Origin of the sequence: Paenibacillus sp. MDMC362, from assembly GCF_003269305.1 — a bacterium.
In the GTDB taxonomy this organism is placed as follows: domain Bacteria; phylum Bacillota; class Bacilli; order Paenibacillales; family Paenibacillaceae; genus Paenibacillus_AQ.
The window spans coordinates 15,376-29,116 of sequence record NZ_QLYT01000061.1; the positions used below are offsets into that span (position 1 = coordinate 15,376).

Sequence of the window (13,741 nt, forward strand, 5' to 3'; positions counted from 1 at the left end):
GGTGTGTTTAAGCATGAATATTACGTATTACGGCCATTCTAGCATTTTGGTGGAAGAAGGCGGAGTTCGTGTGATCATCGACCCGCTGCTATCAGGGAATCCTGGCTCCGGCATTGAGCCCAAGGACGTAAAGGTGGATGCGGTTGTGCTGACGCATGGGCACTCCGATCATTTTGGCGATTGCATCGAGATTGCGAAGCAGAATGATTGCCCGATTATCGCAGTCTATGAACTCGCTGTGTATTGCGGCAGCCTGGGTGCCAAATCCCATGGAATGAACATCGGCGGAAGCGCGCAATTCGATGGTTTTAAGGTGAAGTTTACCCCGGCCTTTCATTCTTCATCCATTTCGGTAGGGGACACCTGGATCTATGCAGGGCAGCCTGGAGGCGTCATTCTGACGATGGGCGGGAAAACATTCTATCATGCGGGCGATACGAGTTTGTTTGGCGATATGCGGTTGATCGGAGAGATGAACCCAATTGATGCAGCTGCGCTGCCAATAGGGGATTTATTGACGATGGGCCCGCAGGACGCCCTGTTGGCCGCACAGTGGATTCGAGCGAAGCATGTTATCCCAGTCCATTATGACACGTTCCCGGGCATTAAACAGGATGCAGGGGCCTTCTGCGACGAACTAGCCAAAACAGGCATTCAGGGACATCCATTGAAGGCTGGAGAAACGCTGGAAATCTAGATGGATTTTTCATATAAAAAGCTTCCCTGTCTTCGTGACAGGGAAGCTTTTTTTGGGGTAAAAGTTCAATAGAGCATGCTATAGATATTAGGGCTGGTCCGCCAACAGTTTGACGGTTTCCTCATGACAATCCGGCATGCGCCCTTCGGTCAGCAATCCCATCACCTGGCTGGCGCAGTGGTCGGGCTCCAGATGCGGTATGCGCCGCAGGCCGGCTCCATAACGTTTCTTACTCACCTGATCATAATGATCGGACAGCAGGTTCAGCCATTTGTCGATCACGGAAGGGGAGTCCAAAATTTCCGCATAGCCTTCGCTGACAAAGAAATGGGAATTCACTTCTTCTTGTCCCGGGATCGGCTCATAGAACAGCATGGGAATTCCCTTGGCGGCACCCTCTGTACACGTCATCCCGCCAGGCTTGGTAATGAGCAAATCCGACACTTCCATGAGGTTATGTATATCGTCGCGATACCCGAGAACATGAATGTTGCGATGCTGAAAGATCGGGTCCTCGCGCATGCTGGCAACCAGCTTCTCGTTCTGTCCCATACAGAAGACCAACTGGATATCATCGGCCCTGCTGGCCAGCTTGCTCAGCAGCTCCTTGTTGAATACGAGACCCCAACCACCCCCCATAATCAGTACGGTTGGCATGTTTTTTAATTGAAGCTCGGCTTGAAGCGCTTCTCGATTGCCTCTCTCCCAGAACTTGGGGTGCACCGGAATGCCGGTCACATGAACGAGCTCGGGCTGAATGTCCCGCCGCAGCAGCATTTGTTTCACATGAGGCGTTGATACGAGATATTCATCCACTTCCGGATTGACCCAGGTGCCATGGGCATCATAGTCGGTAATCAGCGTATAGAGCGGAACCTCGAGTCCCTGACGCTTCAGGCGGGAGACCACGGCATTTGGGAAGGGGTGGGTACATATGATAAGATCCGGTTTCAGCTGCTCGATGACCTGCTGAGCCTGCGCGTAGAATATACGGTGCAGCGCGAGCCGCGTCAAACGGTTTAGCGATTTCTTATATTGCGAACGGTACAGCATGCCGACAAGGCGCGGGCGGGTGCTGACGGTTTTTCGATAAGCGGATAAGATTAACGGCCCCACGGTTGGATTTAAAAAATTGCCAAGCTCAATGACGCGGCAGTGGATGCCGGGATTCATCCGTTGTATACCTTCAGCCAGCGCATACGCTGCTTGCGTATGACCTGTGCCGAAACCCTCGGAAAAGAGGAGCACTCTTGTATATCGCATGGTTTCACCTACTTCTTTCTCCCTCTATCTTACAAAACAGGAATCATTTTTTGAAGAGCGGCGCGAAAAAAAAGAGTATGCATCATAAGTATACGCGCAAAAGGGAAAAGCATTTCAATTATTTTACGGCCGGGAGTCAGAGCGTCCCCCATTACATTAGACGTCATGATAAAATTTGAACCCTGCATTCAGAATATTAAAAAATTTAACGAAAAGATATTGCAATGCATCCGATTGTCTGGTAAAGTAACTTTTGACTGAATGACCGAAAAAGTATTTTGGTCAGTTTTTGAAATGAGGCCAATCTTAAAAAGATCAAGAAGGAGGGGTAAGCATGTCAGCTGTGGACCGTCGGAAGCAGGTGCTGGATGCTGCCTCCAAGTCGTTTGCTTTGTTCGGATATAAAGCGACGACGATGGAACAGGTGGCAAAGATTGCAAATGTAGGGAAAGGTACGATCTACACGTTTTTCACGAATAAGGATGAGCTGTTTGACGAGATTTTGCTGTCGGCCATTATGGAGATGAAGCGTATTGCCGAGCGGGAGATCCGGAAGGACAGAGATTTCTTCGACAATCTGTATCGCGTGCTGGATGCGCTGCTTGAATTCCGAGGCGAGCATGAGCTGTTCATTAAGCTATCGCAAGAGGTACGGGATATTGGCACGCCGAAGGCGCATGAAGGGTTAACGAAGGTGGAGAACGGGATCGTCGGATATCTCGAGGGAATTGTGGAGCAGGCCATATCGATCGGTGAGCTCAAGCCGCTGGATGCTCAAGTGGTATCCTTCGTGATGCTGAAACTGTACGTTGCCCTCACGACGGACTTCAATCAGCTCCATAAGCCGCTGAGCAAGGAACAGATCAAGGAATATATGATGGTGTTTTTGGCTGACGGGTTGAAGGCTACTTCATAAGAAGGATATAGGAACCTCTTTCGTGATGAGGAAGGCGGACTCTCGAGGCTTTGAGGGATCGTCTTCCTTGCCAGGGATCGTTTTTTTTGGCCTAAACTGACTGATTGAGGATATTGGTCATTCTGTACTGGAATGTGATCTGCTCTGATGCAGATTCATGTCGGCTGGTTATCTAGAGAAAAAAAGGAGAGAGACTGGGATGAAGTCATTATCTGTATTTGCAAAAGATCTTGGCGCTGCCGTTCGGAATAAAAAAATATTGATTCCGATCATCGCGGTGCTATTCATACCGGTCATGTACAGCGGTATGTTCCTCGGGGCCTTCTGGGACCCGTACGGGAAGATGGAGGATTTGCCCGTTGCGGTCGTCAATAATGACCAGGGCGCTGTTTTTGAAGGAAAGACGCTTCATGCTGGCGAGGATCTGGTTGCCGAGCTGAAGAAGGGAAAAGATTTTAATTGGCAATTCGTTAATCGGCAGGAAGCGGAGCAGGGCATGCAGGATAACAAGTACTACATGACCATCAGCATCCCCGAGAATTTCTCACAGCAGGCGACAACTTTAATGGATGAACATCCGCAGCCTGCGCAGATCGTATTTGAGCCGAATGAAGGCTACAACTTCCTGGCGGCCCAAATTGGGGGATCTGCGGTGAAGCAGATTCAGTCCAAGGTGTCCGCGAAAGTGACGGAAGCCTATACGGAAACTCTGTTCGATCAAGTAGCCAAGGTATCCGATGGCTTGAGCGAAGCAGGTGATGGTGCAACCAAGATATCCGAAGGTGCCGTGAAGCTGGATGACGGTGCCGTGAAGCTGAAGGAAAATCTGGCTAAACTCGTCAGCGGCACACAGGAGCTTCAGGATGGAATCGCGCCTTTGACCAAAGGCGTGCAGGAGCTGAATAACGGTGCAGGCAAGTTGAACACAGGAGCCGCTACCCTCGCTTCCGGCTTGGATCAGCTTAAAGCGGGTCACAGCAAGCTGCAAGCGGGAGCTGAGGAAGCAAGCAAGGGCGGTGCCAAGCTGCAAGCGGGGATTGAATCTGCCGCAGCCGGCAGTACCACTCTGAATGAAGGCCTCCAGGCCAATCAGGCAGGGGCTTCCCAGCTAGCGGCAGGCGCGAAAAGCGCTCATGAAGGCAGCAGCAGCCTGAAAGCCGGGCTGAATCAATCGCTGGAGGCTACGGCTTCCTTGGAGCAAGGCGCCAAGGCCGTTGCAGACGGATTGAAGAAACTGGCTGAAAGCAATCCGGAGCTGGCGCAAAGTCCGGAGGTTCAGCAGCTGTTGGCTGCGAGCCAATCCGTTGCCAACGGCACAAGCGGGCTGAATGCCGGTCAGAAACAGCTGGCACAAGGCGCAGCCGAGCTGAATCAAGGCACGCTTCAGCTGCAGGAAGGCGCAGGCAAGCTGAGCGCAGGGGCGAATCAGCTGGCTGAAGGCGGCAAACAGCTCGCAGCTGGCGGTCAAGAGCTGCTGGCTGGTGCCAAACAGCTGAGCGCCGGCCAAAGCCAATTGGCTGACGGCATGAAGCTGTTCGGCACGAAGCTGAGCGAAGCGGCAGCCGGCGGTAAACAGCTCGCAAGCGGAGCAGCCACCCTTTCGCAAGGGACGCAGCAGCTTGCAGGAGGAGCGGGCAAGCTCGGAAGTGGCGTTACAACGCTTGCCGACGGCTCGAAAAAGCTGGATTCCGGAGCCGGTGAGCTGGTAAACGGGATGAGTGAATTGAAGGAAGGCAGCGGAGAGCTTGCAGGCAAGCTGAACGAGGCTGCCGCCAAGACAGGCGATATCAAAACAACCGACGAAACGGTCACCATGTTTGCCGGACCGGTACAGGTTGAAGAGCACAAAGTGAACGAAGTGCCGAACTACGGTACGGGATTCGCGCCTTACTTCCTGTCGCTCGGTTTGTTTGTCGGAGCCTTGCTCTGTACGATTATCCTGCCGATCCGCGAAGCATCGGTACCGAACGCATCGGGCTGGAACCGGTTTGTCAGCCGTACGCTTTCCTTTGCCGGTATGGGATTGATTCAAGCGCTGCTGGCATCGGTCGTTATGCTGTACGGATTGAAGCTTGAGGTGCAGAGCGTTCCGCTCTTCTATCTCTTCTCCATCATTACGAGTTTGTCGTTCATGTTCCTGGTGCAAATGTTTGTAACCTGGTTGGATCAGCCTGGACGCTTCGTCGTCATCGTTATCCTGATCCTTCAATTGACAACAAGCGCAGGCACATTCCCGGTAGAGCTGATTCCGAACTGGATGAAGGCATTGAATCCGCTCCTGCCGATGACATACAGCGTAAAAGGCTACAAGGACGTCATTTCCACGGGAAGTTTCGATGGGATGTGGGTCAATGTGGGTGTACTGGCCGGATTCGGTCTCGTATGCCTGGCACTGACCGCCGTGTACTTCCTGGCTACCCGAAATAACAAGAAAGCAGCAGACGCCAATACAGCGTTGACTGCATAAACAAGATATCTATTATATGAAGGAAGAGGACTTTCCCGATGGTCGAGCAGATCTTGGGGAAGTCCTTTTTTGATGCTCGGGTGCGTGGCCATGGTGAACCAACCTCGGAGTCGTATCATCTTATATTGGATCATGGCGTATGATCACTTGTCGCTCCTGTTGGAGAGAAGGTGAAGGGAAAAAGACGAGCGGATGGTTGTGGAAAGTAGAGAAGGTGAACAAAACCGCCTGTTCGGAATGTTTTATTTGCATGTTTTTTTGCACTATTCTACATAATTTTTAACTGTGTATTGTGATAACTCTCATAAAAACAATTCTTATCAAATTCATAAAAACTTTGAATTGCCTGCACTGTATGACGGTGATAAAATATATAGAACTAATAAATCTTACGTGTCAGGTAAATGTTACCCCTTGTCGCTTTTGCACAATACTGCATCACCTCGTGACAGTGTGTCCACTGCAGGAGAGGATTGATGTCCAACCTTTATGTTTTCTGTTATTGATCAGCAGCATTTTATTCTATACAAGGAAAGGTTGCATCTTATGAAACATACCGATTTTCCCCAGAAACAGGGCCTCTATGATCCGCAGTTTGAAAAAGATGCTTGCGGTATGGGATTTGTTGCCCATATCAAGGGTAAGCCATCCCATGAAATCGTTAGCAGCGCGCTGACCATGCTTGCCAATATGGAGCATCGCGGCGGACAGGGCAGCGAACCGAATTCCGGTGACGGCGCTGGGATTATGCTGCAAATTCCTCACTCCTTCTTCGCCGCCGAAGCAGCGAAGCTGGGCTTTGAGCTTCCGGAAGCCGGGCATTATGGTGCCGGCATGCTGTTCCTATCCCATGACCCTGCCGTCCGTTCGGCCCATGAGGACCAGTTGGCTTCGATCATTGCTGAAGAAGGCCAGACCCTGCTTGGATTCCGTGATGTCCCGACGCATGATGAAATGCTGGGTAAATCCGCAAAGGCCGCAAAGCCGTACGTCCGCCAAGTGTTTATCGGACGAAGTTCCGACATTCAGGATGATCTCTCGTTCGAGCGCAAGCTGTATGTCATCCGCCGCCGCGCCGAGCTGGCTATCCGTTACAGCGGCAAGCCCGAAGGCGACAGCTTCTATGTATCCAGCCTGTCCTGCCGAAAAATCGTATACAAAGGCATGTTAACGACGGAGCAGGTAGGGGAATTTTACCTGGATCTGCAGCAAGAGGGATTGGAATCCGCTATAGCGCTGATTCACTCCCGTTTCAGTACGAACACGTTCCCAAGCTGGGAACGTGCGCATCCGTACCGCTTCATGATTCACAACGGCGAGATCAACACGCTGCGCGGGAATGTAAACTGGATGCATGCCCGTCAGTCGCTGTTCGAGCATGAACTGTTCGGAAGCGATCTCGAGAAGGTTAAACCTGTCATCAACCCGGACGGATCCGATACCGGGATGTTCGATAATACATTTGAATTCCTGTATCTCAGCGGTCGTTCCCTGCCGCATGTGGCCATGATGATGGTCCCTGAGCCGTGGAGCAACCATGAGAGCATGGATAAGACCAAAAAAGCATTCTATGAATACCACAGCACGCTGATGGAGCCATGGGACGGCCCGGCTGCGATGGCGTTCACGGACGGCGTTCAGATCGGAGCTACCCTGGACCGGAACGGACTGCGTCCATCCCGTTATTATGTAACAAAGGACGATCTGATCATTCTGTCCTCCGAAGCGGGCGTTCTGGATATTCCGCCGGAAAACGTGCTGTACAAGGACCGCTTGCGTCCTGGCCGGATGCTGCTCGTTGACACGAAGGAAGGCCGGATCATCTCTGACGAAGAAGTCAAGGCAAGCATTGCCGCGGAACTTCCATACTCTGAATGGCTGGATGAGCATCTGGTAGAGCTGCATGATCTCCCTGACGCGCCGGAACTGCCGGATCCGAAGCATGAAAATGTACGTCAGCTGCAGCAAGCCTTCGGTTACACGTATGAGGAGCTGCGCAAAGTCATCGAGCCGATGGCGATCACGGGTGCGGAAGCTGTCGCATCCATGGGATACGATGCACCGCTTGCGGTGTTATCCGACCGTCCGCAGCGGCTGTTCAACTATTTCAAGCAGATGTTCGCCCAGGTGACGAACCCGCCGATTGATGCGATTCGAGAAGAACTGGTCACTTCGACGGCAACAACGATCGGTCCGGAGCGCAATCTGCTGAAGCCCGAGCCCGAAAGCTGCCGTCACATCCGTCTGGATTCGCCGGTGCTTTCGAATGAAGATTTTGCGAAGCTGCGCCACGTTCGCCGTCCCGGCTTCAAGTCCATGACCATTCCGATATTCTTCCCGGCAGCGGAAGGAGCAGAAGGGCTTCGTGAAGCGATCAATACCCTCTGCGAGGCAGCGGACCGGGTCATCGCCAAGGGCCATAACATCTTGATCTTGTCGGACCGCGGTGTGGATAAAGACAATGCGGCGATTCCATCGCTGCTTGCCGTATCATCACTCCACCATCATCTGATCCGTCAGGGAACCCGGACCAAGGTGGCGATCCTGCTTGAATCCGGTGAGCCCCGCGAAGTGCATCATTACGCCCTGCTGCTCGGTTACGGCGTGAGCGCGGTCAACCCGTATCTGGCGTTTGAAACACTGGATGACATGATTGCGGAAGGCATGCTTCGCGGGATCTCGCATGAGAAAGCCGTGAAGAATTACATTAAAGCGGCAAGCAAGAGCGTCGTCAAAGTTTTATCGAAAATGGGAATCTCCACGATCCAATCTTACCGCGGGGCCCAAATCTTTGAGGCTGTCGGCCTCAAAGAAGATTTCGTAGAAAGCTATTTCACACGGACGCCGTCCCGTATCGGGGGGATCGGTCTGGAAGAAGTGGCCAAGGAAGCCCTGGCTCATCACGAGCGTGCCTTTACTGATAAGGACGGCAACGATAAAGCGCTGGACTCAGCAGGCGAATACCAATGGAGAGCTGACGGGGAAGAGCATTTGTTCAACCCGAGAACCATCCATTTGCTGCAGCAAGCTGTCCGAACCAATGACTACGCAACTTACAAGAAATACGCAGAGCTTGTGAAAGGTGAGAATGAGCAGCATCTTACGCTGCGCTCACTGCTCGAAATCAAGCCGGTCGGCGAACCGGTACCGCTGGATGAGGTTGAATCCGTAGAATCCATCATGCGCCGATTCAAAACGGGCGCGATGTCATTCGGCTCGATCAGCAAGGAAGCGCATGAGAGCCTTGCGATTGGGATGAACCGCATCGGAGGCAAGAGCAATACGGGTGAAGGCGGAGAGGATCCGGCCCGTTTCATCCCGGATGCTAACGGCGATTCCCGTCGCAGCGCCATCAAGCAGGTGGCTTCGGGACGTTTCGGCGTAACCTCCAACTACCTGGTGAACGCGGACGAAATCCAGATTAAGATGGCGCAGGGCGCGAAGCCGGGCGAAGGCGGACAGCTGCCGGGCCGTAAAGTGTATCCTTGGGTAGCCGAGGTTCGCGGTTCGACGCCGGGTGTTGGCCTGATCTCGCCGCCGCCGCATCATGATATCTACTCCATTGAGGATTTGGCGGAGCTTATTTACGACCTGAAGAACTCCAATCCACGTGCGGATATTAACGTGAAGCTCGTATCCGAGGTGGGTGTGGGTACGATCGCTGCAGGTGTTGCGAAGGGCCGCGCGGATATCATTCTGGTCAGCGGTTACGATGGCGGTACGGGGGCTTCGCCGCAAGGCTCGATCCGTCATGCCGGTATGCCTTGGGAGCTTGGCCTTGCCGAGACCCATCAGACGCTCATCATGAACAATCTGCGTGATCGCGTCGTGCTCGAGACGGATGGCAAAATGCTGAACGGACGCGACTTGGTGGTAGCGGCTCTGCTTGGAGCTGAAGAGTATGGGTTCTCTACGGCACCATTGGTTGCCATCGGATGTATCATGATGCGTGTCTGTCAAATGGACACCTGCCCGGTTGGCGTAGCCACTCAGAATCCGGAGCTGCGTAAGAACTTTACAGGAGATCCGGAGCATGTTGCCAACTTTATGCGCTTTGTCGCTCAAGACATGCGCGAGCTGATGGCAGAGCTTGGTTTCCGCACCATTAATGAGATGATTGGACGTACCGACTGCCTGGATGCCGTCAAAGCGGATCATCACTGGAAGAAGAAAGGCGTGGATATCTCCGCATTGCTGTATACGCCGGAGCTTCCGGAAGGCAGCACTCGCTATCGTACGCAACGACAGAATCATGGCCTGGAAGAAACGCTGGATATGCGTTCGCTGCTTGGCAGCGCTGCGCCCGCATTGGAATCGGGAGCGGCGGTGGAAGGCACCTTCCCAATCACAAACGTGGATCGTGCAGTGGGTACGATTTTGGGCAGTGAAGTCACGCGCAAATACGGCGCTGCCGGACTGCCGGAAGACACGATTCGTTTTAACTTCGTGGGGTCCGCAGGCCAGAGCTTTGGTGCCTTTGTGCCAAAAGGGATGACACTGACGGTTGAAGGAGATGCGAATGACTATATCGGTAAAGGCCTTTCCGGCGGGAAGCTGATCGTGAAGCCTTCACCGAAAGCAACCTTCAAAGCCGAGGAGAACATCATTGCCGGTAATACTGCGTTTTATGGTGCTACAGGCGGCGAAGCTTATGTAAGAGGCATTGCCGGCGAACGCTTTGCCGTTCGTAACTCGGGCGCGAGCATTGTGGTCGAAGGCGTCGGCGATCATGGCTGTGAATACATGACCGGCGGCCGGGTAGTCGTTCTCGGTGAAACCGGACGGAACTTCGCGGCCGGGATGTCCGGCGGGGTGGCCTACGTCTATGATCCTGAAGGAACTTTTGTGGATCGCTGCAATCTGGAGATGGTACTCCTTGAGCGCGTAGAGGAAACAGCAGAAGCGGAAGCACTCCATCGTCTTATCCGGCAGCATGAGCAGTACACGGGCAGTGTGCCTGCACAGCAAATTCTAGGGGATTGGGATCAGGCGCTGAGCCGCTTTGTCCGTATCATTCCGAAGGATTACAAACGCATGCTGCTGCATATCGAGAAGGCTCAAGACCAAGGGCTGGCAGGTGAAGCTGCGCTTCTCGCCGCATTTGAGGCAAATATGAAAGAGTTGGCTCGTACAGGGAACTAACATCTGATGATAGATCAACAGAAACCACATTGTGTTCTTTAATGAATGCAATGTGGTTTTTTTTTCATATATAAATAAATTACGATGGCATTGTTAAGAAATTATGGTTTTCAACAAAATATTCCAAAAGAAAATTCGACAAAATTAGAACCGGAAGCATAGGACAAAGGCTCCATAAGACGACAGCATCATGTGGATTCGTTCGTTATAATATTGGTAAGTAAGTTGTTTAATTGGTTGTTGTTGCTGTATACATGGTAATTTCAACAAGTATTGGCAGCTAGGATGGAGAGGAAATTATAGATAAGCGAGGTAGTTGTGGAAATGAGTGTGGACAAGGAGAGAGGCTCCGGAAGCACCGAGCAGCGGCTTGACCAGCAGAAAACGAACATCGACATCAATAAGCTCATGACTCAATTGGGAATCCATCCTGATAAATGGCTGCAAATGGAGGAATTACGGGAAGATTAGATATGATCTCATGGTGACAAGAAAATCCCCGACATGTTGTGATCGTAATATCCTACAAGTCGGGGATTTGTAGTTCTTGGGCATGAAACGTTATTTCATGGCCCGTTCCATGCGAACAAATGCAATAAATCGCTTCGCTTCATCTTCAGTCAGCTTACGGCCGTCCACTGTAAGGTTAAAGCGTTCCAATAAATCCTCATCGGAAAGTTCAAGTCCGTCCACAAATGATCGAACCTCCGCATCAAGCACCGTCTTTTCCTGTGTCGTTCTCCCGATCAGATAATCTATGGATACGTCAAACAGATCTGCCAGGCGGGTCAATGTTTCGAAATCGGGCTTACGCCGATTTTTTTCATAATGGGATAGTGCAGCACGTGTAATACCGACAGAGGTAGCGAGTTCTTCCTGAGTCCACCCATGCTGTTCACGTAATTCAGATATTCGTTCTCCGTAGCTCACGCATTGATCCCCCTTTCGAATGGCTTGTATCTATAGAAGTTAATTGAATAGATCTATAAGTTAAAATTGCCGGTTTATTATACAGATAAAAAGATTACTTTTTATTGACTAGATACAATGTGTATCGTATTATAAACATTAACGAGATACATATTGTATCTGCAATGTAAAGGTTTGGGTACAGTTAGTATCATTTTATCCAGTGTAGAAATGTCCCATACCAAAAAATTATAATAAGGAGCGGATGGGTTACCTCCAATGTTACGAGAACGGCAACACCAAATTACGGTAAGGATTAGAGTCATGCAGATCGGGCAATTAACCATCCATGGGAAAAGTCACTCCGTTACACCGCTAGAGTTGGTGCCCAGTGGTCTTGTATTCCTATGTCCTTGGGAAATACCGATTCATTCTAATATTATATTGGGTTACGAAATTGATGATAATGTGGATCATATTCTGCTTTCGGGCCACATTGAATCAAGGGGGCTCTTTTATGGACGCCAGTTGTATCATACTGAATTCCATACAGACGGCGATAAAAAGACCCGTATCGTGGGTATGTTGAACCGAATGATGTTCGGTCACAGCGAGTCGAATAAAATGAGTCTCTATAACTGAAACGTAATTGATGGATAGCCTGCAGCGAACAGGGAATCCCGATGCATCATTATCATGGTTTATTGCTATTCTACTATATTTACGTTGCTTGGTCATTAGTTCTTTTACCTTAAATCCGTATGCATGAAGAGGGATAGGTTTAGAATGTCGTTGTTTTTCTCCTACCTAATAAAGAGACTTGATTATATGATTTCATATGTAGATTTTTATCTAATCTGAATTGGAGTTGTATAATTAGTTCATTGTAATCATGAAGTATCCTCGATACATATTTCTGCTGGTTTCCCTTCTCCTAATCTTTGTTCACGATGATTTCACTGTATTATTCTTAAGTTATGATTCAACATCGACCTTTAACGGGACAGTATTAAGGTCAACGCAATGGAGGCATCACTGGATGAAAATGACAAGGAAATGGGTCCTGTCGCTGCTGGCTATTCTTATACTGCTGCCTTCAGCTTATCTTCTGTATACGTATCAATCCATTAAATCGACAGCAGACCGGATATACGAAGAGCGGGAGCCTTCGCCTGTAACTCCAACATTCGTACATGATCGGACGACTGTTCAGGTCGGAGAAAAAAACATGAAGGACGCTGATCCATTTACTGTTCTGGTTTTGGGTGTAGACCAAAGGCCCTATGATCGTGGACGATCGGACGTCATGATATTAATGGCCGTAAACCCTGCAAAGGGGTCAGTGCTGATGTTTAACATTCCACGTGATACCAGGACTGATATCGTAGGACATGGAACGGTGGATAAAATTAACCATGCCTATGCCTTTGGAGGCGTTGAGATGTCGATCAGCAGCGTGGAGAATTTTTTGCAATTCCCTATCGATTACTACATTAAAGTGGACATGGAGGGCTTCTCCAGCATTGTAGATTCATTGGGTGGAGTCACCGTGGATAACCATATGCGGTTCGAATATGCAGGCTATGACTTTGATCAAGGGAAATTGAACTTAAATGGTGAGGAAGCATTGGCATTCTCGCGTATGCGGTTTGAAGATCCTAAGGGGGATTTAGGCAGAAATGCAAGGCAGCGGGAGGTTCTGAAGGGGATCTTGAATAAGTTGATAAGGATTTCGACTGTTTTTAAGCTGGAATCACTTCTGGATAACATCGGAGACAGTGTCAAAACGGATATATCGTTTGAAGAGATGAAGATGTTTGTAACAGAGTACCGTCAAAAACTGAAAAAGGTTGAGCAGGTTGAAATCGCAGGCCATGGGCAAAAAATGAATGGGATTTGGTATTATATCGTCGGTGATCAAGAAAGAGAAAAGATAACGTCTACGTTACAAGCGTATATGGAATGACTCGTAACACAAAACCCCCTTTTTGAGTAGAGGGGGTTTTTGTGTGTGGAGTAGAATATCGAAGTTTTTGGTTGTTTTGATTATTTTTGAGTGGGGGATTGAACAGGTTATCTTCCAATGATTTGATCAATCGTGGTTTGAAATACGTCCGCTAATCTTGTTAGCGTTTCCAAATTCGGTTCTCTGCGATCTTTCTCATAGTGTGATAAAGAAGCCCGACTGATACCAATTCGTTCGGATAGCTCTTCCTGGGTCCAACCTTTTTGCTCCCGCAATTTTGCAATGCGAGATCCATATGACATTCACAATCACCTCTCTACAGGTTCCATTAATTTAGAGGAAACCTATATCATATAAAATATCTAGTATGATACAAAATGT

Annotated in this window: 8 protein-coding genes and 1 pseudogene; 6 read left to right on the forward strand and 3 right to left on the reverse strand. The window is 50.1% G+C overall.

Going from position 1 to position 13,741, the window contains the following annotated elements; all coding sequences use genetic code 11:
* Positions 1-13: 13 nt before the first annotated feature.
* Positions 14-697: a metal-dependent hydrolase gene (locus tag DP091_RS26085; RefSeq protein WP_113061061.1), complete on the forward strand. Its 684-nt coding sequence runs from the start codon at positions 14-16 to the stop codon at positions 695-697.
* Between the two features lie 87 nt (positions 698-784).
* Here the strand turns inward: DP091_RS26085 and DP091_RS26090 are convergent, their stop codons facing one another.
* Positions 785-1,960, reverse strand: coding sequence for an MGDG synthase family glycosyltransferase (locus DP091_RS26090; RefSeq protein ID WP_113061062.1), 1,176 nt, complete (start codon positions 1,958-1,960; stop codon positions 785-787).
* A 334-nt stretch (positions 1,961-2,294) separates the two neighbouring features.
* Between DP091_RS26090 and DP091_RS26095 the strand changes: the two genes are divergently transcribed.
* The 4 genes from DP091_RS26095 (at position 2,295) to DP091_RS31495 (ending at position 10,956) form a co-directional block, all read left to right on the forward strand.
* Positions 2,295-2,876, forward strand: coding sequence for a TetR/AcrR family transcriptional regulator (locus DP091_RS26095; protein WP_071222484.1), 582 nt, complete (start codon positions 2,295-2,297; stop codon positions 2,874-2,876).
* 199 nt (positions 2,877-3,075) lie between these two features.
* A complete protein-coding gene (locus tag DP091_RS26100) occupies positions 3,076-5,343 on the forward strand; it encodes a YhgE/Pip domain-containing protein (protein WP_113061063.1) in 2,268 nt (755 codons plus the stop codon).
* Between the two features lie 546 nt (positions 5,344-5,889).
* Positions 5,890-10,485, forward strand: coding sequence for a glutamate synthase large subunit (gltB, locus tag DP091_RS26105; RefSeq protein WP_113061093.1), 4,596 nt, complete (start codon positions 5,890-5,892; stop codon positions 10,483-10,485).
* Between the two features lie 324 nt (positions 10,486-10,809).
* Positions 10,810-10,956 carry a hypothetical protein gene (locus tag DP091_RS31495; RefSeq protein WP_162939086.1) on the forward strand — a complete coding sequence of 49 codons (147 nt, stop codon included), beginning with the start codon at positions 10,810-10,812 and terminating at the stop codon, positions 10,954-10,956.
* A 90-nt stretch (positions 10,957-11,046) separates the two neighbouring features.
* Here the strand turns inward: DP091_RS31495 and DP091_RS26110 are convergent, their stop codons facing one another.
* The gene (locus DP091_RS26110) at positions 11,047-11,415 is read right to left on the reverse strand and encodes a helix-turn-helix domain-containing protein (protein ID WP_113061064.1); all 369 of its coding nucleotides are present in this window, start codon (positions 11,413-11,415) and stop codon (positions 11,047-11,049) included.
* 1,018 nt (positions 11,416-12,433) lie between these two features.
* Here DP091_RS26110 and DP091_RS26120 point away from each other — a divergent pair.
* Positions 12,434-13,360, forward strand: a complete 927-nt coding sequence (locus DP091_RS26120) for an LCP family glycopolymer transferase (protein WP_113061066.1) — start codon at positions 12,434-12,436, stop codon at positions 13,358-13,360.
* 110 nt (positions 13,361-13,470) lie between these two features.
* On the opposite strand, the pseudogene DP091_RS26125 reads toward DP091_RS26120, so the two are convergent.
* Positions 13,471-13,662, reverse strand: a pseudogene (locus DP091_RS26125) (helix-turn-helix domain-containing protein); the annotation flags it as partial.
* Positions 13,663-13,741: the final 79 nt, after the last annotated feature.

Excerpts from the sequence above, each read along its gene's own strand:
- DP091_RS26120 (WP_113061066.1), top strand. The coding sequence starts at position 12,434 with ATGAAAATGACAAGGAAATGGGTCCTGTCGCTGCTGGCTATTCTTATA.
- DP091_RS31495 (WP_162939086.1), top strand. The coding sequence starts at position 10,810 with ATGAGTGTGGACAAGGAGAGAGGCTCCGGAAGCACCGAGCAGCGGCTT.
- DP091_RS26095 (WP_071222484.1), top strand. The coding sequence starts at position 2,295 with ATGTCAGCTGTGGACCGTCGGAAGCAGGTGCTGGATGCTGCCTCCAAG.
- gltB (WP_113061093.1), top strand. The coding sequence starts at position 5,890 with ATGAAACATACCGATTTTCCCCAGAAACAGGGCCTCTATGATCCGCAG.
- DP091_RS26085 (WP_113061061.1), top strand. The coding sequence starts at position 14 with ATGAATATTACGTATTACGGCCATTCTAGCATTTTGGTGGAAGAAGGC.
- DP091_RS26090 (WP_113061062.1), bottom strand. The coding sequence starts at position 1,960 with ATGCGATATACAAGAGTGCTCCTCTTTTCCGAGGGTTTCGGCACAGGT.
- DP091_RS26100 (WP_113061063.1), top strand. The coding sequence starts at position 3,076 with ATGAAGTCATTATCTGTATTTGCAAAAGATCTTGGCGCTGCCGTTCGG.